The sequence below is a fragment of the Pseudomonas sp. S2_A10 genome (assembly GCF_054668465.1).
Genome location: NZ_CP162773.1, coordinates 5,186,182 through 5,207,165, shown reverse-complemented (window position 1 = coordinate 5,207,165; position 20,984 = coordinate 5,186,182). Strand labels below are relative to the sequence as shown.

Sequence of the window (20,984 nt, the reverse complement as noted above, 5' to 3'; positions counted from 1 at the left end):
CAACCCATGAAATTCACCACACGGATTACCCCGGCACAAACCGTCCAGGCCCTGGCACTGCTCGCCGCCCTGGTGGGCGTCGCGACATGGTCGTCGCTGCTGCTGACCTCGGCGGAATCCCACACACCCGCAGCCGCCCCGCAAGTGCTCGCGGCGAGGAGCGATAGCCCGGCGTTGCAGTGGTTTTCCAATGAGATCGCACCGGTGGATATCAAAGTGAGCGGGGTGATCGCGGGCGGGAGTGGGACGGTGGCGATATTGAGTTTGAATGATGGCGCGCCGAGGAGTTTTTTGGTGGGGGAGAAGGTTGGGGTTGGGGTGAAGTTGGTGGGGGTTGAGGGGGATGGGGTGGTGATTGAGCGGGGTGGGGAGAGGGTGCGGTTGGGGGTTGAGAGGTTGGGGGAGGGGGTGGAGATGCCGAGGCTGATCCGGTCGGAATTGTAGAGTGGGGAAATAGGGAGAATCCCCGAGGTCTTGGCGTTTGTTTTTACTCAAAAACCAACGATTGAGTTTGTTCGCTATCGGCCATAAGCGGACAGTTACGCAGTGAGCAACCCTTCCTCGAAGCTTGATGGCGTCTACGAAACTAGGGGCGATTCAAAATGATGTATGTATGGGTAAGGTCGTCGTTATTTCGACGTTGATGTGCTGACTGGAGGTTTAGCATGGCGTGCGCTATATAAGTCTCCTCTCGGCATCCGCACATAGATGCTGTTAGATTCACGAACGCTCAAAGGAAAGCAGCCGGCTTGTGTGCTCAGCACCAAGTTGTCCCGGCCACACTTAGGAAGAGGTGATCATGAAGCTACAGGCATATCGGCTGCAGAACTATCGCCGACTGCGCGACGTCGTCATTGAGCTTGACGATGAGATTTCCATCTTCGTTGGCGCCAACAACAGCGGCAAGACGTCTGCCGTACAAGGCCTGTACTCGATGCTCCGTGGCGAAGCGAAGAAGTTTGAACTCTTCGACTTCAGCGCGGCGTTGTGGGCCGAGATCGACGCCATCGGCAGGACGCCTCCAGGCGATGAGGATGCGCCCGAGCAGTTGCCGTCCATTCTTTTGGATCTCTGGTTCCGGGTCGGTGAAGACGACCTCGCCACTGCAATGTCGCTTCTTCCGAGCACGGAGTGGGACGGTAAGTGCGTCGGGATCCGGGTGGCATTCGAGCCTCAGGACGCCCATGCACTCGTCCGGAAGTTCCACGAACTGCATGAAAAGGCCAACAACGCTGCGGACGCACTGGTGGCCAGACGCAGTGTAGGCGCGGAGGCAGGTGCGGAAAATGTGGCGGCGGTGGTAGCGGATCCCGGCGAGTACAAGCCCTGGCCGGAAAGTCTGACGAAGTACCTCACCAAGGAACTGAGCAAAGAATATACGTTCCGCTACTACGTGCTCGATGAGCGCGCATTTGTCGGATATCACCCAAAGGAAGTTGATTATGCGCCGCTGCCCCTAGGCAAGGAGCCGGGTGGCGCGGCGATTCTCAAGTCTCTGGTGAGGGTGGACTTCCTGCGCGCGCAGCGGCACCTCGATGACCCGGATGCTGGCAGCTCCGACCGCGCCGAGAGCTTGTCGCGGCGTCTGAGCCGTTTCTATCACCGCAATCTGGAGAAACGTGGCGACGACCATGCAGCGCTCAAAGCGCTCGATACCTCGGAGAAAGAACTGAACTTCCACCTGAAGGAAGTCTTCAGCGACACTCTCAAGCGCCTCGCCAAACTCGGCTATCCAGGCGTCAACAACCCCGAGATCGTGATTCGGGCGGCCTTGGATCCGACCACCGTCCTGGGGCAGGATTCCAAGGTTCACTACGTGGTTCCTGGTGCGATCACCGCGCAACTGCCCGACAGCTACAATGGTCTGGGGTTTAAGAACCTAGTCTATATGGTGGTTGAACTCCTCGACCTGCACGAGCAGTGGAAAGCCGAGGAAGACAAGCGGGCGCCACTGCATCTGGTCTTCATCGAGGAGCCTGAGGCGCATCTGCACGCTCAGATCCAGCAGGTCTTCATCAGGAATGTTTTGCGCCTCCTTGAGGATGCCAGCGATCACGCAACGTTTTTCCAAACGCAGCTCGTTGTCACCACTCACTCCCCGCACATTCTCTATGAGCGCGGGTTCTCTCCCATTAGGTACTTTCGCCGTGTTAGCGACCAGTTGGACCATAACACCGAGGTAAGGAATCTTTCGCTCTTCAAGACGTGCGCGGCCGACGCTCCAGCGCGCGAATTCTTGCAGCGGTATCTGAAACTGACACACTGCGATCTCTTCTTTTCCGATGCTGTCATCCTGGTGGAGGGCAATGTCGAGCGCCTGCTCTTGCCAGCCATGATCGAGACGGCGGCCAAGCGCCTGCGTTCCTCCGCCCTAACCATCCTTGAAGTCGGTGGCGCGTTCGCGCATCGGTTCCAAGAATTAATTGCCTTCGTTGGACTTACTACGCTGGTCATCACGGATCTGGACAGCGTAGCGGTCAAGACGGATGCCGAGAATGCCGCCGAGCAAGACACAGGAGCCGGTGCCGTTGACGGAAATAACGAGGAAGATGACCTGAAGGCCTTCGAGCTCGAAGATGACGACGAAGCAGCACCGGGCGGCAAGAAGAAGTCCAAGAAGCGTGGCAGCACCTGCCATGCTCACGTGGAGGGTGCGTTCACGTCCAACCAAACCCTTATCAGTTGGATCCCTAAGAAACGGTTGGTTGCCGAACTTTGGGAAGTCACGGCGGAGCAAAAAACGCTGTCGCTTGCCGAGGGGACCAGCGCTGAGGTTCGGGTGGCCTATCAAACTAAGGTTTTGGTGACGGTGGGTGCCACGACCTCGCAGCTCTGCGGCCGCACGCTTGAGGAGGCGTTCGGTCTTGAGAACTCCGACTGGTGTCAGGCTGAGGCTAACCGCTCGGTCGGACTCAAGCTGAAGCGCGCACCAAACAGCCCTGAAGAACTGGCTGAGAAGTTGCACGAAAGGGTGATCGGCAAGAACTTCGACAAGACTCGCTTTGCGCTGGAGGTCCTCGCAAGCGGGCCGCTCAACTGCTGGAAAGTCCCCACTTACATCGCCGAGGGCTTAGCCTGGCTCGAAACCAAAGTGGCCCACGAGATTGAGGCGGACGCGGCTATTGCCAACGAGGTCGCGACAATTGAGCCGACTGCAGCCGGTGTTGTCGCCGTTATCGCAAGCGCGGGGCAGACGATATGAGCAGACGAATTGATAGCCCAGACACTGACGCCGACCGCGAGATCCACGCGTGTATTGCCGAGACCCCCCCGCAGCCGTTCGTGGTCCGCGCCGGCGCAGGTTCCGGCAAGACCACCTCCCTTATAAAGGCGCTGGACTGGGTGATCTCAGAGCACGGCGCCAGCATGCGGGCGAAGAAGCAGAAGGTCGCCTGCATCACATATACGGACCTCGCCGCCAAAGAAATCTTGGCGGATGTCAACGACGACCCGCTGGTTCATGTCTCGACCATCCACAGCTTCTACTGGTCTATTACCAAGACGTTTCAGGCAGACATTAAGGTTTGGCTACAGAACGACATCCGCAGGCGGATCACCGAACTGGAAGAAGAATTCAAGAACTACAGCTCGCGTGTCCGGCAGACTACACGCGACAGGAACAAGGCTGACCAAGAGCGTTATGCCCGAAGCCTTGAGACTATTGCTGGCGTCGAGACTTTCAACTACGGCGTGGGCAGTGACTACGCGAAGGGCGTCCTCGGCCACGAGGACATCCTTCAGCTCGCCGATTTCCTGCTGCAAAATCGCCCGCTGTTCCGACAGGTCGTAGCGCTGAACTTCCCGTTTGTGTTCATTGACGAGAGTCAGGACACGTTCCCGAGCGTAGTGAAGTCCTTCAAGGAAGTGGAAGCCCAGATGCGGCGCAAGTTCTGTCTCGGTTTTTTTGGCGACCCGATGCAGGCGATTTTCATGAGAGGGTCGGGGGACATCCCGCTTGAGGACCATTGGCGGGCTATCACAAAACCAGAGAATTTTCGCTGTGCGAAGCAGATCCTTGACGTTGCCAACGCCGTGCGCGCGCAGGGCGACGGCATGGCGCAAGTCCGCGGGCTGCACGAAAGGGTTGATGGAGAACTCAAGCCGGTGGAGGGCTCGGCCCGAATGTTCGTACTGCCGAACACGCTGAACCGAATTGAGGCCCTGGCGAGAATCCGGGCGTGGAGCGCGGCGACGAACAACGACGAGGGTTGGACGACCCCAGACATCGCGCTCAAGATTCTTGTCATCGTGCACCGCGTGGCCGCAAACCGGCTCGGCTTCGGTGGCATCTACTCGGCGCTGAACGATAAGACATCGGAGGGCATGAAGCAGGGGATGCAGGATGGCACCGGCTGGCCCGTTCGACCGTTCCTAAGTTTTGCGCTACCGATCGTTGCTGCCGTGAAAGCCGGTAACGAGTTCGCGGCGATGAACCTGCTCCGGAAGTTCAGCCCGCGTCTGGCGCCAGGGGCTCTTACCGGCCGACGTGCCGCGGCTGTATTGCGAGAGCTGCACGCTGCTATGTCTAGACTTGTCGCCATGGTGGACGAGGCAGGGACCACCATTGGTGACATAGCACTCCATCTCTGTGACACGGGTCTTTTCGAGTTCGACGATCGCTATGCGCGTGTTCTCAAATTTGTCAGGGATGTTGCAGACGCTGCCCAGGAGCCCGAGGCTGCTGATGCAGTTCCGGCCGAAGGACTATCCTCAGATGCGGCAATGGCCAAGTTCTTCAAGTGCTCGGCACAAGAGCTTTGGCCCTATGAGCGCTATGTCTCAGAAGGGTCTCCCTATGCTACACAGCACGGTGTGAAGGGAGCGCAGTTCGAACGCGTCATGGTGGTGATGGACGAGGAAGAAAGCGACTACCGAACGTACAACTACGAACGTGTCTTCGCGAGCGCTGAGGCCCGTGCTGCAGATCGTGCACGAGCACTAGGCGGTGATGAAAACACTTGGAGCCGAACGCTGCGACTGCTTTACGTCTGCTGCACTCGCGCCCAGCGTGGGCTGGTACTAACGTTCTTTGTCGCCGATCCGACGACCACCTTGGAAAATGTCGTGGCGAGCGGGATCTTGCCGCGAAGCGCAGTCTTTACACAGGAAGTTTTAGCTGGATCACCATAGACAAATGATTGCCTGACCTACTTGAAGCAAGAGCCGAGCGGTAGGCTCCCGCCGGGGCAAGTGGTTGCTACCGGTGGTAACTCTGCGGGTGTGATCGACAGCAATTGGCCGATAGCAGCCGTTTGCACGCGTGAAAGTTAGCTCAACAGGCCGACGCGGGAAGAATTTGCCCCGCCCAACGTGGCGCAATTGCTCCTAGTAAACACAAACGTTTAAAAAAACATCTCCGGTCACGCTCCCAGGCTACATCTCCTTGCGCCTTTGCCTACAGCTACGCCAGAATCCGCCGGCTTGTGTGCCTTGGGGCGGGTTCTATTGTGGTGCGGTCGCTGACGAATCAGCGATCGGATTTGACCGTCCGCCCAATATCAAGGCGCGCCAGCGTTCTGCACGTATTCAGGCACTGTCTGAATTTCTGTTGCGGTGGCTGTGCGTGGGACACCCTAGGGTGTACCGGATTCCTTGATGTCCGGTCGGTCAACCCGCGTACAGCTGCCACCCTGTTTGTTTGACCGCGAACGGTGGCGGCTCCAGTCATCAAGAAGCTTCACCATGATCAAGCCAACACCCAACCCACCCGAAACCGATCCTACGTCTCCCTACGAATTCCTCGATTCAAACAAAATTCACTAAGCTACTAACCGCGCGTTAGGTCATTCGAAGGCTGCAAAAGCCAAATTAAATCAACGTCGCCTTCCGGTTGGCCGAAGGGTAACAATGTTCTGACAGATCGAAGGTACACTTTTGGCTGATTTAAGCCGCGCGTCATAGGCAAGAGTGACTGAGGACGGAAATGCAGAGAGCGGCGGCTGTGTACGCAACCGTGGCTAGATAGTCAGTCTGCGCAATTAATTGTGGTGTCTTCGAACTCTATAACTACTTTGGTTCGTAAAAGATAGCGTCCAACATGGCCGCCCTTGCCTTCCAAGCCTTGAGATCTTTGCCTGACTTCGGCGGAGCTGACTTCCACCAAGGGGCATGCATGATTCTCTCAATAACTTCTTCCCAGTAGCGCTCATAGTCAAGCTGTGTGGAATTGCTCATACCAACGTCTTTAGCAAGCTTTTTGAGGTTCGCGCTGTCGACACAAAGGAACTGGTCTGGGCGCCTCATACTCAGCAACCTAGTAGCAGTCCCTATGCCATCGCGGCCATTTGGGAATGCTTTCAAGTATTCGGCAATGAAGCGTTGGTACTGATCCTTGGTGACTGTACCAGTGGATGGTATCTGGTCTAGAGCACTTGATAAAAACTCAGGATTTTCAATCACTATGTTTTTGAATGCACCAGCTCCCTGCATGGAGCCAAACCAAGCTGCATGCTTCATTATCTTGTTTGGTATCCCAGCAATCGCTCGCCGAGTTTGAGCATCGACGTCCTTGAAGTGAGGCACGCTTGCAAATACCTTTTGAATCTTATCCAAGAGGTCCAGACGTTCATCGAAGCCGTGCAATTTGTCCTTCTTTAGCTCAGCAAGGAACGTTTTCCAATCCATGCTCATCACTTCGGACTCGATAGCTGACTTTGTCGGAGGCCTATCGCCGTAGTGATCCATGAGCTTGCGAAGCTCAGGTTGCTTGGTCTTCCAAATTCTCCGGTAGTTAACAGCTTCGGTTGGCGTGATAGATTTGGCTCGCTCCGCATAGCCTTCTATAACGGCTTGCAAGCCTTGAAAATGGTCACCATCCTCATGAGAAAGAAGAGTGCAAAGTTCAGTGTTTTCTCGCAGTGCGCCGGCAGTGAAGTTGGCGCTGCCGATGATTGCTTCCCAATGATGGTTGCTCCAAAAGAGATATACCTTTGGATGGAATACGCCCTTGGGTTGTAGTACAAATTTGACGGTGTTGGATTGAAGGAAGTCGTCCAACACGTCAGGATGGGTCTGATAGAAATGGGTTCCAATCACTCCAATGCGAATTTTATCCTTATGCTGCGAGAGAAGCTCGTAGGGTTTCGTTGAGGCCGAAGCCCATGCGACCCCAATGGATATATTTGAGTAGCTCTTGATAAGCCGTTGGAGATTTTTTTCTAAGTCTACAGCCGTGGTGATGAACTTCATTTTCACTTCCCATTTAACGTCGACATTCAAGCAAACCACCGCTGACTTGCTTACTAATGGATCTTACTGAAGACTGGTGCCTTTTTGCCATCATTTCTCTTAGGCAGACGCTACGCATGCAAAAGGTTGAGTACCAGATTCGTGTGTGAATAAACCTCAAATATGTTCACCGCTTTGATTCGCTTTTAACGACTACTTTTGCCAAGAGCAGCTGCTGATTATCAGGCTTAAAAGACAGCTCAATACGTTAGCGAGGACACAAACCCTTTTAGTAGGCGTAGTTCAATGAGGCCTCGATAAGCGCCAACGTTTAAAAAGACATCTCCAGTCACGCTCCCAGGCTACATATTCTTGCGCCTTTGCCTACAGCTACGCCAGAATCCGCCGGCTTGTGCGCCTAGGGGACGGGTTCTATTGTGGTGCGGTCGCTGACGAATCGGCGATCGGGTTTCGCAGCCCGGATCAATCAAGGCGCACAGCGCTCCAGTTCGTTGTCATTTTTGGCAATGGTGCTTTATGGCGGCTGTGCGCGGGATACCTTCGGGTATGCCGGGTTCCTTGATTCCCGGTCTGCGAACCTGCGTACAGCTGCCACCTCTCTTCGTTTCGCAGCGAAACGTGGCGGCTCCAATAATCAAGGAGTTGTACCATGATCAAACCAACACCCAACCCGCCCGAAATCGATCCCACGTCTCCCTACGAATCCCTCGATTCAAACAAACTCCACGAAGCCGCCGACCGTGCGCTCGATCATTACCTGTCGCCAAACAATCTCCTGCCTCCGCCGCGTAAGGCGCGTGGGATGTATGCGGTGACGGCGGATACCAAGAATGAAGAGCTGCTGGCGGATGCGAGTGAAACGCTTGCTTCGGCGAAGACGATTGCTCAGGACATTTCCAGTTTGCTGCCAGCGCCGCAGCGGCGGGCGTTGTTGGGGGTTGCGCAGTTGATCATGCTGGGGGAGCTGGCGGTGAATCGGGTGATGGATAATTTGGAGGTGGCGGGGTGATGTCGTTGGCCTTGATCCGGCGCAGGGCCTTGGGATTTTAGGTGCGGCAGAAAAGCCCCTCACCCCAGCCCTCTCCCGGAGGGGAGAGGGAGCCGACCGAGGTGTCTTGCGTTGTGCATCGACCTGGACGAGCGTGTTGATTATGGATTTTTGATGCTTATGCACCGCGGCAGAAGAGTCCCTCACACCAGCCCACTCCCGGAGGGAGAGGGGGCCGACCGAGGTGTCTTGTGTTGTACATCGACCTGGAAGACCTTAGCGACTATGGCTTTGCTGGGCTTCAGCGATGCTGGATTCAGAGCGATACGTTCAGGTCGGCGTATCTCTGGAACATCCCCGAATCGGTTCCCTCTCCCTCGGGAGAGGGCTAGGGTGAGGGGCTTCCTGCCCGTGACAACAGGGTCTCCAGTCTGGCCAACGGCGGCGCATCCTGGTTGCGATCAAATACTTGGATTCCAATCCTGAGCAACCGCCCATTCTCTGCGCTGGCGATCACCTGTTCACAGCGCAACATAAGCCGCCCTTGATCACATTCAACAGCCTTTACCCCATTCGGCAATCGACCTTCCAGCCGTAGCTCAGCCATCCGGCTCTGCGCGGCAATCATCGCGACCGACCGATCCCTTAAAACCCCACTGCTCTGCGTCATCAACCCCGCGACGCGCACGGCGGCGGACATGGCGACGGCGATGATCGCCAGTGCCACCAGCACTTCAATCAGGGTGAATCCTTCCTCTCGCGTTTGCGCGCGCATACATGGCCCAAAAGCAAAACCCAGCCCTCGACGCTAACCCCCGTCCTTGACGGCTTGACGACGGAAACACCCGAGGATTTTCAACATCCCTGACATATCTTCTTGCAACACTGCGCGTCGAATTCGGATCAAGCCAGGGAATGTCGAGATGGATATCGCACCTTTGAACACGCTCAGTCAGTCGCCGCGCATGCCGCGTGGGCAGCAGGGTTTTACCTTGATCGAGATCATGGTGGTGGTGGTGATTCTGGGGATTCTGGCGGCGATGGTGGTGCCCAAGGTGCTCGACCGGCCGGATCAGGCGCGGGCGACGGCGGCGAAGCAGGATATTGGTGGGTTGATGCAGGCGTTGAAGTTGTATCGCCTCGATCACGGCACGTATCCGAGCATGAATCAGGGGCTGAAGGTGTTGGTCGAGCGGCCGGCGGATGCGAAGAACAGCAACTGGCGTTCGTACCTGGAGCGTTTGCCGAATGACCCGTGGGGCCGGCCTTATCAGTACCTCAACCCGGGCGCGAATGGTGAGGTCGATATCTTTTCCCTCGGCGCCGATGGCCAGCCGGACGGCGATGGCGTGAATGCCGATATCGGTTCCTGGCAGTTGTAAGGCCGGCCGTGAACAAAGGTTCGCTCAACGGGGCGAAGCAACGGGGCATGGCGATTATCAGCGCGTTGTTGATCGCCGCCGTGGTGGCGGTGATTGCGGCGGGGATGTTGACGCGCCAGAGCGTGGCGACCCGGGCGCTGGAGGCCGATCAGCAGCGGGTGCAGGGGCGTTGGGTCGCGCAGGGTGGTCTGGAGATCAGCCGACAGTTGCTCTGGGATGCGCGCCTGCGTGATCCGTTGACCCGGCGCGATCAGCCTTGGGCGCAGCCGTTGCTGGCGGCGGGTTTTGCCGGGCGGCTGGAGGATGAGCAGGGCAAGTTCAACCTGCGCAATCTGGTCGCCAACGAGCGCATCGATGAGGCGCAGGTGCAGGCGTTCGAGCGTTTGTGCGAGTTGATCGGTGTGAGCGCCGTTGTCGGCCAGCGCATCCGCCAGCGAGTGATTGCCGGTTATCCGCATCTGCTCAATGCGCAGATTGGCGCGACGGGCAAAGCAGGTTTCGACAGCGGCCGCGCCACTTCGCCCGACGCCGATCACAAACCGCAGCCGCCGAAGGTGCCGATGCTGCGCACGCTGGATGATTTGCGCAGCGTCGAAGGCATCACCGATGCGCTGCTCGGCCAACTGGCGCCGTACGTGACGGTGATTCCGGCGACGACGTGGATCAACGGCAACACCGCCACGGCGCAGGTGCTGGCGGCGTATGTGCCGGGGCTTTCGCTGGAGCGGGCGACGGCGTTGATCGCGGAGCGTGACGCCGGGCGCTGGTTTATCAATCGCGGCGATTTTGTGAACCGCTTGCGCATGCCGCAGTTGGAAGTGAGCAGCGTCAAGGTCGGCATAACCAGTGACTGGTTTCGTTTGCGCGGTGAAGCGCGGCGGGATCAGCGCCGGGTCAGCCTCGACGCTTTGCTGCACCGTAGCGAGGATCGGCTGCCGCAAGTGATCTGGTCGCGGGTGGGCGCATGAGCCAGTTGCGCGTTGCGTTGCCGCCGCTGGCGGAGCTGGAGTTGCACAGCGAAGTGAGCTGCGCCTGGCTGGATCGTCAGGGGCAGGTCAGTCGTGAGGAACGGCTCACTTTGGGTCAGTTGGGGCAACGGCCGAAGCAACCACCGCTGCTGTGTTTTCTGCATCCGGCCGACAGCCTGCTCGCCAGCATTGATCTGCCGCCGCTGCCCGCGAACAAAACGGCGGCCGCTGTGCAGTGTGCGGCGCAGGCGTTGATGCTCGGTGACAGCAGCCAAATGCATATCGGCCACAGCCCTCGCGATGCAAGCGGGCAGGTGCAGATTGCCTGGGGCTCGCGGCAGCACCTGCAGCGTCTGGCTGCGGTGCTCAAGCAGGCGGGGTTGACGCTGCGCGGTTTGTATCCGGCGCCGTACAGCCTGCCGGTGCTGCCGGGGGTTGTCGCTTGTGTGGCGGACGGGCATTTGCTCCGGCGCGAGAGTTTGAACAGTGCGCAGGTTGAGCCGTTGTTCGGTGACGAAGTTGATGAGGCATCGTTCGCAGCTGACGCGACACAACGCTGGATCGGTCCTTTGCCCGGTTGGGGGTTGCACGGCGGCCTGCAGCAAACCGGCGGCGAGCAACGTGGCTGGGATCGTGCTGTCGGGTGCGTGGCTTTGGCCGTGGCCGTTTGGGTGATTGGTCTGAATCTGTACGCAGCCCGCGAAGCGCGGCAGGGCCAGCAGCTCAAGGCGCAGATGAGCCAGCGGGTGAAGCAGGCCTTTCCCGAATTGCCGGTGATTCTCAACCCGCTGCAACAGGCGCGTCAGCAACTGGAGCAGCGGCAAAAAGGCGCGGTCGATGACCCGGCGCAAAATTTCAATCGACTGGTGTTGCAGGCCGGCACCGGCATGCCGTTCATGGCTGGCAGTGTCGAGCGTCTGACCTATCGCGACGGCGTCTTGCAGCTGGCCTTGCTAAGCGATGCAAACCGTGGCGGCAACGACAAGGGCTGGCAAAGCACGTTGGCCCAAGCCGGCATCAGCGTCACTGCCGATGACGATGGCTGGACCTTGCGCCCGAGCGATGAATCCAGCGCCAACACCAACGAAGACGACGACAGCGGAGCAGACGATGAGTAGGGCGACGCTGGCGATTTACCGTGCGCGCTGGCAGCGCTTGCGCAGCCAGTTGCAGGCGCGTTGGCAGCCGTTGGCGTTGCGTGAAAAACGCATGGTCGCCGGCATGGCGCTGGTGCTTGTCGGTCTGCTGATCTGGCTGACGCTGGTCAAGCCGCCATTGGCCAGGATCGCTTTCTGGCAGAGCGAAACGCCTAAGTTGCGCGCGCAAACCGAGGCGCTGGAAGTGCTGTTGCGCAGCGTCAACGTCCGGCCGCAGGGGCAAAGCGTTGGCCAGTCGCTGGAGCAAAGTCTGCAAGCGGCGGGGCTGGCTGGGCACTACCAATTACAAGCGGCGGAGGATGGCGCGTGGCAGTTGAATGTCGACGCCGCGCCGGCCGATGCGCTGCTCGACTGGCTGCTCAGCCAGCCGTCACAACTTTCTCTGCAGGTGGTCGAGGCGCAGTTGCAGCGCGCAAGTGAGGCTTCGACCGAAGTCACCGCCGGCACTTTGTCAGGCACCGTTCGCATGGATCAGGCGCAGGGCGCTAAGGAAGCTTCATGAAGGAGTCACGCTGCAAACCGGCACGTCTGGCGCTGCCGTTGTTGCTGATGGCATTGAGCGCGTGCAACAGCACTACGGCGCCGCAGAATCAGCCGCCGCTATTGGTCGACAGCGAACTCGGGCGGCCGCTGGCCAACACCCAGCGCAGCGGCGATGCGGTGGCCGATCGCGAACGGGCGCAGGCTCAGGCGCGGCCGGTGCCAAAGCAATTGCACAACATCAGTCAGCGTGGGCGCAGTGCTGGCGCGGCGCCGAGCAATGCGAGCCCGCGCAATCCGTTGGGCGAGCAACCGGTGACGCTGAATTTTGTCGAGGCGGATATTCAGGCGGTGGTGCGGGCGCTGTCGCGGGCCACCGGGCAGCAGTTTCTCGTCGATCCACGGGTCAAGGGCAATCTGACGTTGGTCTCGGAAGGTCAGGTGCCGGCCCGTCAGGCCTATGACATGTTGCTCGCGGCGTTGCGCATGCAAGGCTTCAGCGTGGTCGATGTCGGCGGCGTGGCGCAGGTGGTTCCCGAGGCCGACGCCAAACTTCTCGGCGGGCCGATCTACAGCGCCGACAAACCGGCCGGCAACGGCATGCTCACGCGCACGTTTCGCCTGCAATACGAAAACGCGGTGAACCTGATCCCGGTGCTGCGCCCGATCGTTTCGCCGAACAATCCGATCAACGCCTACCCGGGCAACAACACCGTGGTCATCACCGATTACGCCGAGAACCTCACCCGCGTCGCGCAGTTGATCGAGAGCATCGACACGCCGAGCGCGATCGACACCGATGTGGTGCAGATCCAGAACGGCATTGCCGCCGATATCGCGCCGATGGTGGCCGACTTGCTCGACGCGCCGGGCAATGATCCGACGCAGAAAATCGCCGTGATCGGCGACCCGCGCTCCAACACCATCATCATCCGCGCCGGCAGCCCCGAGCGTACCGAGCTGGCGCGCAACCTGATCTACAAACTCGACAACGCGCAGAGCAATCCGAGCAATCTGCACGTGGTTTATCTGCGCAACGCCCAAGCGGCGAAACTGGCGCAGGCGCTGCGCGGTTTGCTCACCGGCGAAAGTGATAGCGGCAGCAGCGACGCGGCGCGGTCGGTGCTCAGCGCGATGGGCAGCAGCACCGGCGGCAATGCCGGGCAGAACGGCCAGAGCAGCACGCCGAGCACTGGCACTTCAACGACGACTGGCAGCGGCGCAACCGGCGGTAGCTATGCGCAGGGCAGTGGCGGCGGCGGCAGCAGTGGCGGTACGCAGAGCAGCGAACAGAACGTTGCTTTCAGCGCTGGCGGTGTGACGATTCAGGCTGACGCCACCACCAACACGCTGCTGATTTCCGCGCCGGAGCCGCTGTATCGCAATCTGCGTGAGGTCATCGATCTGCTCGACCAGCGCCGTGCGCAAGTGGTGATCGAGAGCCTGATCGTCGAGGTTGGCGAGGACGATGCCAGCGAATTCGGTGTGCAATGGCAGACCGGCAATCTTGGCGGCAAGGGCGTGATCGGTGGCGCCAATCTGGGTGGCGCGGGGCTCAATACGGGAGCGAAGAACAGCATCGACGTACTGCCGCAGGGTTTGAACCTTGGCTACGTCAACGGCACGGTCGACATCCCCGGCATCGGCAAGATTCTCGACCTGAAAGTGCTGGCGCGGGCGCTGAAAAGCAAGGGCGGCACCAACGTGCTGTCGACACCGAACCTGCTGACGCTGGACAACGAAGCGGCGAGCATTTTTGTCGGCCAGACCATCCCGTTTGTCAGCGGCAGCTACGTCACTGGCGGCGGGGGCACCAGCAACAACCCGTTCCAGACCGTGACCCGCGAAGAGGTCGGCCTCAAGCTCAACGTGCGCCCGCAGATTTCCGAGGGCGGCACGGTGAAGCTGGATATCTATCAGGAAGTCAGCAGCATCGATGAGCGCGCATCCAACAGCGTGACCGCCGCCGGCATCGTCACCAACAAGCGCGCTATCGACACCAGCATTCTGCTCGACGATGGGCAGATCATGGTTCTCGGTGGGTTGCTGCAGGACGGCTACAGCCAGAGCAATGATGCGGTGCCGTGGCTGGGCAGCCTGCCGGGCATCGGCGCGCTGTTTCGCAACGAACGCCGGGCGATCACCAAGACCAACCTGATGGTGTTCCTGCGCCCGTACATCATCCGCGACAGCGAAGCGGGGCGCAGCATCACCCTCAACCGCTACGACTTCATGCGCCGCGCCCAGGGCGGCTTGCAGCCGGAACGCAGCTGGGCGATGCCCGACATGCAGGCGCCGCAATTGCCGAGCGCTGCGCAAGGCGTGCCGGCGCCGGGGCCGACATCAGGCCCACGGGCCACGATCAAAGCCGTACCGATTGAAGGGAGCACCCGGTTTTGACTGAGATGATGAATGTGGCGAGGGGATTCATCCCCGCTCGGCTGCGCAGCAGTCGTAAAACCGGTACACGCGATTTGCCTGTAGAAACTGGTTTTCAAGTTTTGGGCCTGCTGCGCAGCCCAACGGGGATAAATCCCCTCGCCACAAGGGATCGCATTGCCCCAGAGAATCTCATTGCCACAGGGAATTCCACTGCCACGGTACCGATTGAAGGGGAGCACCCGGTTTTGACTGAGATGATGACTGTGGCGAGGGGATTCATCCCCGCTCGGCTGCGCAGCAGTCGTAAAACCGGTACACGCGATTTGCCTGGAGAAACCGATTCTCAAGGTTTGGGTCTGCTTCGCAGCCCAACGGGGATAAATCCCCTCGCCACAGGGGGGCTCATTGCCCCAGAGGATTTCATTGCCCCAGAGGATCCCATTGCCACAAGGGATCCCATTGCCACGGTTTCGATTGAAGGGAGCACCCGGTTTTGACTGAGAGGATGACGGTGGCGAGGGGATTTATCCCCGCTCGGCTGCGCAGCAGTCGTAAAACCGGTACACGCGACTTGCTTGTAGAAACCGGTTCTCAAGTTTTGGGTCTGCTTCGCAGCCCAACGGGGATAAATCCCCTCGCCACAGGGAATCGCATTGCCCCAGAGAATCTAATTGCCACAGAAGATCGCATTGTCACTGAGGATCCCATTGCCACGGTACCGATCGAAGGGAGCACCCGGTTTTGACTGGGATGATGACGGTGGCGAGGGGATTTATCCCCGCTCGGCTGCGCAGCAGTCGTAAACCGGGCACATGCGATTTGCCTGGAGAAACCGGTTCTCAGGTTTTGGGTCTGCTTCGCAGCCCAACGGGGATAAATCCCCTCGCCACAGAGGTTCCCATTGCCACAGGGGGGCTCATTGCCCCAGAGGATCTCATTGCCACAGAGGATCCCATTGCCACGGTACCGATTGAAGGGAGCACCCGGTTTTGACTGAGATGATGACTGTGGCGAGGGGATTTATCCCCGCTCGGCTGCGCGGCAGTCGTAACACCGGTACACGCGATTTGCTTGTAGAAACCGGTTCTCAAGGTTTGGGTCTGCTTCGCAGCCCAGCGGGGATAAATCCCCTCGCCACAGGGGATCGCATTGCCCCAGAGAATCTCATTGCCACAGGGAATTCCACTGCCACGGTACCGATTGAAGGGAGCACCCGGTTTTGACTGAGATGATGAATGTGGCGAGGGGATTTATCCCCGCTCGGCTGCGCAGCAGTCGTAAACCGGGCACATGCGATTTGCCTGGAGAAACCGGTTCTCAAGTTTTGGGTCTGCTTCGCAGCCCAACGGGGATAAATCCCCTCGCCACAAGGGATCTCATTGCCACAGAGGATCGCATTGTCACTGAGGATTCCATTGCCACGGTACCGATCGAAGGGAGCACCCGGTTTTGACTGGGATGATGACGGTGGCGAGGGGATTTATCCCCGCTCGGCTGCGCAGCAGTCGTAAACCGGGCACATGCGATTTGCCTGGAGAAACCGATTCTCAAGGTTTGGGTCTGCTTCGCAGCCCAACGGGGATAAATCCCCTCGCCACAGAGGTTCCCATTGCCAGAGGGGATCTCATTGCCACTGAGGATCGCATTGCCTCAGAGGCTCCCATTGCCACGGTACCGATTGAAGGGAGCACCCGGTTTTGACTGAGATGATGACTGTGGCGAGGGGATTCATCCCCGCTCGGCTGCGCAGCAGTCGTAAACCGGGCACATGCGATTTGCCTGGAGAAACCGGTTCTCAAGTTTTGGGTCTGCTTCGCAGCCCAACGGGGATAAATCCCCTCGCCACAGAGGTTCCCATTGCCAGAGGGGATCGCATTGCCACAGAGGATCGCATTGCCCCAGAGGATCCCATTGCCACGGTACCGATTGAAGGGAGCACCCGGTTTTGACTGAGATGATGACTGTGGTGAGGGGATTTATCCCCGCTCGGCTGCGCAGCAGTCGTAAACCGGGCACACGCGATTTGCCTGGAGAAACTGGTTCTCAGGTTTTGGGTCTGCTTCGCAGCCCAACGGGGATAAATCCCCTCGCCACAGAGGTTCCCATTGCCACAGGGGATCTCATTGCCACAAGGGATCTCATTACCACGGTGGATTGTGGGGAGGATGGGCGATGAGTGTATTGCCGTATGCCTGGGCCAAGGCGCAGCGGATTCTTTTGCGCGATGGCGTGTTGACGGTGTGCCCATCGACGCCCGGCTGGTCGATCAGCGAAGTGCGTCGGCAGTTCGGCGCGACGCAGGTCGAGCGGGTGCGCGATGACGAGCTCGACGGTTTGCTCGCCAGCGCTTACGCCGATACCGGCAGTGCGGCGGCGGTGGTGGGTGCTGCGGAAAACGAAGTCGATCTCGATCGGCTGATGCAGGACATGCCGGAAATCACCGACCTGCTCGACACCCAGGACGGCGCGCCGGTGATTCGCATGATCAACGCTTTGCTCACCCAGGCTGCGCGTGATGAGGCCAGCGACATTCACATCGAGCCGTTCGAAACCCATTCGGTGGTGCGCTACCGCGTCGACGGCACCCTGCGCGATGTGGTCTCGCCGCGCAAGGCGTTGCACGGTGCGCTGGTGTCGCGGATCAAGATCATGGCCCAGCTCGACATCGCCGAAAAACGCCTGCCGCAGGACGGGCGGATCGCTTTGCGCGTAGCGGGGCGGCCGATCGATATTCGTGTGTCGACGGTGCCCACCGGCCACGGCGAACGTGTGGTGATGCGCCTGCTCGACAAACAGGCCGGGCGCTTGCATCTGGAAACCTTGGGCATGGATGCGCAGGTGCTGGCCAAACTCGATCACCTGATCCGCCAGCCCCACGGCATCGTCCTGGTCACCGGGCCGACCGGCAGCGGCAAAACCACCAGCCTCTACGCGGCGCTGGCGCGGCTGGATGCGAGCACCAGCAACATCCTCACCGTGGAAGATCCGGTGGAATACGATTTGCCGGGGATCAGCCAGATTCAGGTCAACGCCAAAATCGACATGACCTTTGCCCTCGCGCTGCGGGCGATTCTGCGGCAGGACCCGGACATCATCATGATCGGCGAAATTCGCGATCTCGAGACTGCGCAAATCGCCGTGCAGGCCTCGCTCACCGGGCATTTGGTGCTGGCGACGCTGCACACCAACGACGCGGTGTCGGCGGTCAATCGCCTGATCGATATGGGTGTAGAGCCGTTCTTGCTCGCGTCATCCATGCTCGGCGTCCTCGCGCAACGCCTGGTGCGGCGCTTGTGCAATCAGTGCAAACAGGAAGACCCGGCCACGCCCGGCACCTGGCGTCCGGTCGGTTGCGCGGCGTGCAATCACACCGGTTACAGCGGCCGCACCGGCATTCACGAATTGTTCTGCATCGACGACAACATCCGCACGCTGATTCACCAAGGAGCAGGGGAGCAGGCCCTGCGCGCGGCGGCGTCGAAAGCGGGGATGTTCAGCCTGCGTGAGGACGGTGAGCGCTGGATTCGCAGTGGTGCCACCGCGCCGGAAGAAATCCTTCGTGTGACACGGGACGCCTGATGAATCGCTATCGTTTTGAAGCGGCGGATGCCGCGGGAAAAATCGAGTCCGGGCACCTTGAGGCGGACAGCCAGAGTGCTGCGTTCAGTGCCTTGCGCGGGCGCGGTTTGACGGCGCTGTCGGTGCACGAGGAAAGCAACGTCGCCCGACACGGTGGCGGTGGTTTGTTCAGCGCCAAACTCTCCGACAACGACCTCGCCTGGGCCACGCGGCAACTGGCGAGCCTGCTCGGCGCCAGCCTGCCATTGGAAGCAGCGCTGAGCGCCACGGTCGAACAGGCCGAGAAGAAACACATAGCCCAGACCCTCAGCGCCGTGCGTGCTGATGTGCGCAGCGGCATGCGTCTGGCGGAATCGCTGGCGTCGCGGCCACGGGATTTCCCCGAGATTTACCGGGCGCTGATTGCCGCTGGCGAAGAGTCCGGCGATCTGGCCCAGGTGATGGAACGCCTGGCCGATTACATCGAGGAACGCAACAACCTGCGCGGCAAGATTCTTACCGCGTTCATCTATCCCGGCGTGGTCGGGCTGGTGTCGATCGGCATTGTGATTTTCCTGCTCAGCTATGTGGTGCCGCAGGTGGTAAGCGCGTTTTCCCAGGCGCGGCAGGATTTGCCGGGGCTGACGCTGGCGATGCTGACCGCCAGTGATTTCATTCGCGCCTGGGGCTGGTTGTGTGCGGCGCTGATGGCCGGGGCGTTCTGGAGCTGGCGGCTGTATTTGCGCAATCCGGCGGCGCGCTTGAGCTGGCATCACCGGGTGCTGAAGTTGCCGCTGTTTGGGCGTTTCATTCTCGGCCTGAACACCGCGCGCTTCGCATCTACGCTGGCAATTCTCGGCGGCGCCGGGGTGCCGCTGTTGCGCGCACTGGAAGCGGCACGGCAGACCCTGTCCAACGACCGCTTGAGCCTGAGCGTCAGCGAGGCCACGGCGAAAGTGCGCGAAGGCGTCAACCTCGCCGCCGCGTTGCGGGTGGAGAATGTTTTCCCACCGGTGCTGATTCACCTGATCGCCAGCGGCGAGAAAACCGGCTCGCTGCCGCCAATGCTCGAGCGCGCGGCGCAGACGCTTTCCCGGGACATTGAACGACGAGCGATGGGCATGACCGCGTTGCTCGAGCCGTTGATGATTGTGGTGATGGGCGGGGTGGTGCTGGTGATCGTAATGGCGGTGTTGTTGCCGATTATTGAGATCAACCAGTTGGTGCAGTAGCCGCTTTTGATGTTGGCCGGGCCGGCCTCATCGCTGGCAAGCCAGCTCCCACAGGTATTTGTGTTGTACCCCAGATTGCATTAACAACACTGCACCCCTGTGGGAGCTGGCTTGCCAGCGATGAGGCCGGTCAGGGCAATAAATAACTCAGCTTTTTTTCACCAGTCTTAGCACCACCCGAGCCCCAATCCGCCATCCTCGGGTTCTCCATTCTGTCATCTGCAACCATCCGCCAACGGCTCCAGCCCGATTCAGCCAAACCCCCGATCCAGACATGCCGCGACACCCCGCAAACACCCGAGAAATCCGCACCAAAATCCCCCCGCAGCTCCCGAGGTTTTTTCCTTTATCTGTCACCGGAAGCTGCGAATTTCTCCCTGCGGCTCCACTTCGGTGGACCCTCCCGGTGTCATGCAAGCCTTCCGAAACCTGTGTTCCAAACCAAGTTGAAAAGGAGATTCTTCATGTTCAAGCGCACTCTGATCGCCGCCTCACTGACCGTCGCCGCTCTGGCTTCCGCCCAGGCCATGGCCGTTACCGGTGGTGGTGCTTCCCTGCCTGCCGCGCTGTACAAAGGTTCTGCCAACAGCATCCTGCCCGCCAACTTCAGCTACGCCGTGACCGGTAGCGGCATTGGCAAAAGCGCTTTCCTGACCAACAACCCCGCCCAGTTCAGCACCACCGGTACTGTGCACTTCGCCGCTAGCGACTCGATCCTCAGCGCTTCGGAACTCAGCACCTACACCAGCAACTTCGGTGCTTCGTACGGCCCGCTGATCCAGCTGCCATCGGTGGCCACTTCGGTTGCCATTCCGTACAAAAAATCCGGTCAGACCGCGCTCAACCTGACCAGCGCTCAACTGTGCGATGCGCTGTCGGGCACCGCCACCACTTGGGGCGCTCTGCTGGGTAACGCCGACAGCACGCCGATCCGTGTGGTTTACCGCAGCGTGTCCAGTGGCACCACTGAGATCCTCAGTCGCCACCTGAACGCCGTTTGCCCAGGCAAATTCGCCGTCAACTCCACCTTCACCAACGCTCGTTTGCCGGCCGGTTCCGCGCTGCCATCGACTTGGGTCGGCGTAGCCAACACCGCTGATGTGGCCACTGCGGTGAACGCCGTGGACGGTTCGATCGGCTATGTGGGTCCGGACGGCGTGAACGCCACCAGCAACGCTGTGGTTGCCCGCGTCAATGGCGTCCAGCCAACCAACGCTAACGTGACGCTGGCGCTGAGCACTGCACCGTTGCCAAGCGCACCTGCCAACCCGGCTGGCTGGGCCCCGGTCGTGCCTAACCCGGCAAGCGGTTACCCGATTGTGGCTTACACCAACTTCATCTTCGGCCAGTGCTACAAAGATGCAGCCGTGGCCACCGCCGTGCGCAACTTCCTGACCACCCACTACAGCAACCCGGGCAACAACGTCGCCACCGTCGCCCACAGCTTCACGCCGGTTCCCAACAACTGGAAAACCGCTGTGACCGCCAACTTCATCACCAACACCTCGGGCAATAACCTGGACATCAACAACGCCAACGCCTGCAACGGCATTGGTCGTCCTTTGTAAGCCTTGTCTCAACTGCAATGAAACGGCAGCAGCCTTCGGGCTGCTGTTTTTTTTGCCGATTTACTCCTCGAACATGAAGTT

The 20,984-nt window shown here is 59.7% G+C and carries 15 protein-coding genes and 1 pseudogene; 14 read left to right on the top strand and 2 right to left on the bottom strand.

The window, feature by feature from the left end; translation table 11 throughout:
- Positions 1-6 precede the first annotated feature (6 nt).
- The 4 genes and pseudogenes from AB4N41_RS23295 to AB4N41_RS23280 all read left to right on the top strand — a co-directional run.
- Positions 7-444, top strand: coding sequence for a type II secretion system protein N (locus tag AB4N41_RS23295; RefSeq protein WP_252876426.1), 438 nt, complete (start codon positions 7-9; stop codon positions 442-444).
- 355 nt (positions 445-799) lie between these two features.
- A complete protein-coding gene (locus AB4N41_RS23290) occupies positions 800-3,202 on the top strand; it encodes an ATP-dependent endonuclease (RefSeq protein ID WP_252876425.1) in 2,403 nt (800 codons plus the stop codon).
- Positions 3,199-5,130 carry a UvrD-helicase domain-containing protein gene (locus tag AB4N41_RS23285; RefSeq protein WP_460138087.1) on the top strand — a complete coding sequence of 644 codons (1,932 nt, stop codon included), beginning with the start codon at positions 3,199-3,201 and terminating at the stop codon, positions 5,128-5,130. Before AB4N41_RS23290 ends, AB4N41_RS23285 begins: the two co-directional genes overlap by 4 nt.
- 552 nt (positions 5,131-5,682) lie before the next feature.
- Positions 5,683-5,760, top strand: a pseudogene (locus AB4N41_RS23280) (DUF6124 family protein); the annotation flags it as partial.
- A gap of 246 nt (positions 5,761-6,006) precedes the next feature.
- On the opposite strand, the gene AB4N41_RS23275 reads toward AB4N41_RS23280, so the two are convergent.
- The gene (locus AB4N41_RS23275) at positions 6,007-7,188 is read right to left on the bottom strand and encodes a phospholipase D family protein (RefSeq protein WP_252876423.1); all 1,182 of its coding nucleotides are present in this window, start codon (positions 7,186-7,188) and stop codon (positions 6,007-6,009) included.
- 649 nt (positions 7,189-7,837) lie between these two features.
- Between AB4N41_RS23275 and AB4N41_RS23270 the strand changes: the two genes are divergently transcribed.
- Positions 7,838-8,197 (top strand): DUF6124 family protein, encoded by a 360-nt coding sequence (locus AB4N41_RS23270; protein WP_122601907.1) that lies wholly within the window; start codon positions 7,838-7,840, stop codon positions 8,195-8,197.
- A 367-nt stretch (positions 8,198-8,564) separates the two neighbouring features.
- Here the strand turns inward: AB4N41_RS23270 and gspI are convergent, their stop codons facing one another.
- The gene (gene gspI, locus AB4N41_RS23265; protein ID WP_252876422.1) at positions 8,565-8,951 is read right to left on the bottom strand and encodes a type II secretion system minor pseudopilin GspI; all 387 of its coding nucleotides are present in this window, start codon (positions 8,949-8,951) and stop codon (positions 8,565-8,567) included.
- Positions 8,952-9,099: 148 nt separating this feature from the next.
- On the opposite strand from gspI, the gene gspG reads away from it, so the two are divergent.
- The 9 genes from gspG to AB4N41_RS23220 all read left to right on the top strand — a co-directional run bounded on the left by gspG (position 9,100) and on the right by AB4N41_RS23220 (position 20,903).
- A complete protein-coding gene (gspG, locus tag AB4N41_RS23260) occupies positions 9,100-9,558 on the top strand; it encodes a type II secretion system major pseudopilin GspG (RefSeq protein ID WP_076562599.1) in 459 nt (152 codons plus the stop codon).
- 47 nt (positions 9,559-9,605) lie between these two features.
- Positions 9,606-10,526: a type II secretion system minor pseudopilin GspK gene (gspK, locus tag AB4N41_RS23255; RefSeq protein WP_252876421.1), complete on the top strand. Its 921-nt coding sequence runs from the start codon at positions 9,606-9,608 to the stop codon at positions 10,524-10,526.
- On the top strand, positions 10,523-11,644 hold the full coding sequence (gene gspL, locus AB4N41_RS23250) for a type II secretion system protein GspL (protein WP_252876420.1): 1,122 nt from the start codon (positions 10,523-10,525) through the stop codon (positions 11,642-11,644). Before gspK ends, gspL begins: the two co-directional genes overlap by 4 nt.
- Positions 11,637-12,185, top strand: coding sequence for a type II secretion system protein GspM (gene gspM, locus AB4N41_RS23245; protein ID WP_095180163.1), 549 nt, complete (start codon positions 11,637-11,639; stop codon positions 12,183-12,185). The genes gspL and gspM overlap by 8 nt, the downstream gene beginning before the upstream one ends.
- Complete coding sequence (gene gspD / locus AB4N41_RS23240) at positions 12,182-14,563, top strand: type II secretion system secretin GspD (RefSeq protein ID WP_252876418.1); 2,382 nt, start codon at positions 12,182-12,184, stop codon at positions 14,561-14,563. The genes gspM and gspD overlap by 4 nt, the downstream gene beginning before the upstream one ends.
- Positions 14,560-15,042: a hypothetical protein gene (locus AB4N41_RS23235; protein ID WP_252876417.1), complete on the top strand. Its 483-nt coding sequence runs from the start codon at positions 14,560-14,562 to the stop codon at positions 15,040-15,042. The genes gspD and AB4N41_RS23235 overlap by 4 nt, the downstream gene beginning before the upstream one ends.
- A 1,675-nt stretch (positions 15,043-16,717) precedes the next feature.
- Positions 16,718-18,124 carry a type II secretion system ATPase GspE gene (gene gspE, locus AB4N41_RS23230; RefSeq protein ID WP_252876416.1) on the top strand — a complete coding sequence of 469 codons (1,407 nt, stop codon included), beginning with the start codon at positions 16,718-16,720 and terminating at the stop codon, positions 18,122-18,124.
- On the top strand, positions 18,124-19,335 hold the full coding sequence (gspF, locus tag AB4N41_RS23225) for a type II secretion system inner membrane protein GspF (RefSeq protein WP_252876415.1): 1,212 nt from the start codon (positions 18,124-18,126) through the stop codon (positions 19,333-19,335). Before gspE ends, gspF begins: the two co-directional genes overlap by 1 nt.
- Before the next feature lie 464 nt (positions 19,336-19,799).
- Positions 19,800-20,903 (top strand): substrate-binding domain-containing protein, encoded by a 1,104-nt coding sequence (locus tag AB4N41_RS23220; protein WP_252876414.1) that lies wholly within the window; start codon positions 19,800-19,802, stop codon positions 20,901-20,903.
- Positions 20,904-20,984: the final 81 nt, after the last annotated feature.

Coding starts and splice junctions, on each gene's coding strand:
- AB4N41_RS23295 (WP_252876426.1), top strand. CDS start 7: ATGAAATTCACCACACGGATTACCCCGGCACAAACCGTCCAGGCCCTG.
- AB4N41_RS23290 (WP_252876425.1), top strand. CDS start 800: ATGAAGCTACAGGCATATCGGCTGCAGAACTATCGCCGACTGCGCGAC.
- AB4N41_RS23285 (WP_460138087.1), top strand. CDS start 3,199: ATGAGCAGACGAATTGATAGCCCAGACACTGACGCCGACCGCGAGATC.
- AB4N41_RS23275 (WP_252876423.1), bottom strand. CDS start 7,188: ATGAAGTTCATCACCACGGCTGTAGACTTAGAAAAAAATCTCCAACGG.
- AB4N41_RS23270 (WP_122601907.1), top strand. CDS start 7,838: ATGATCAAACCAACACCCAACCCGCCCGAAATCGATCCCACGTCTCCC.
- gspI (WP_252876422.1), bottom strand. CDS start 8,951: ATGCGCGCGCAAACGCGAGAGGAAGGATTCACCCTGATTGAAGTGCTG.
- gspG (WP_076562599.1), top strand. CDS start 9,100: ATGGATATCGCACCTTTGAACACGCTCAGTCAGTCGCCGCGCATGCCG.
- gspK (WP_252876421.1), top strand. CDS start 9,606: ATGGCGATTATCAGCGCGTTGTTGATCGCCGCCGTGGTGGCGGTGATT.
- gspL (WP_252876420.1), top strand. CDS start 10,523: ATGAGCCAGTTGCGCGTTGCGTTGCCGCCGCTGGCGGAGCTGGAGTTG.
- gspM (WP_095180163.1), top strand. CDS start 11,637: ATGAGTAGGGCGACGCTGGCGATTTACCGTGCGCGCTGGCAGCGCTTG.
- gspD (WP_252876418.1), top strand. CDS start 12,182: ATGAAGGAGTCACGCTGCAAACCGGCACGTCTGGCGCTGCCGTTGTTG.
- gspE (WP_252876416.1), top strand. CDS start 16,718: ATGAGTGTATTGCCGTATGCCTGGGCCAAGGCGCAGCGGATTCTTTTG.
- gspF (WP_252876415.1), top strand. CDS start 18,124: ATGAATCGCTATCGTTTTGAAGCGGCGGATGCCGCGGGAAAAATCGAG.
- AB4N41_RS23220 (WP_252876414.1), top strand. CDS start 19,800: ATGTTCAAGCGCACTCTGATCGCCGCCTCACTGACCGTCGCCGCTCTG.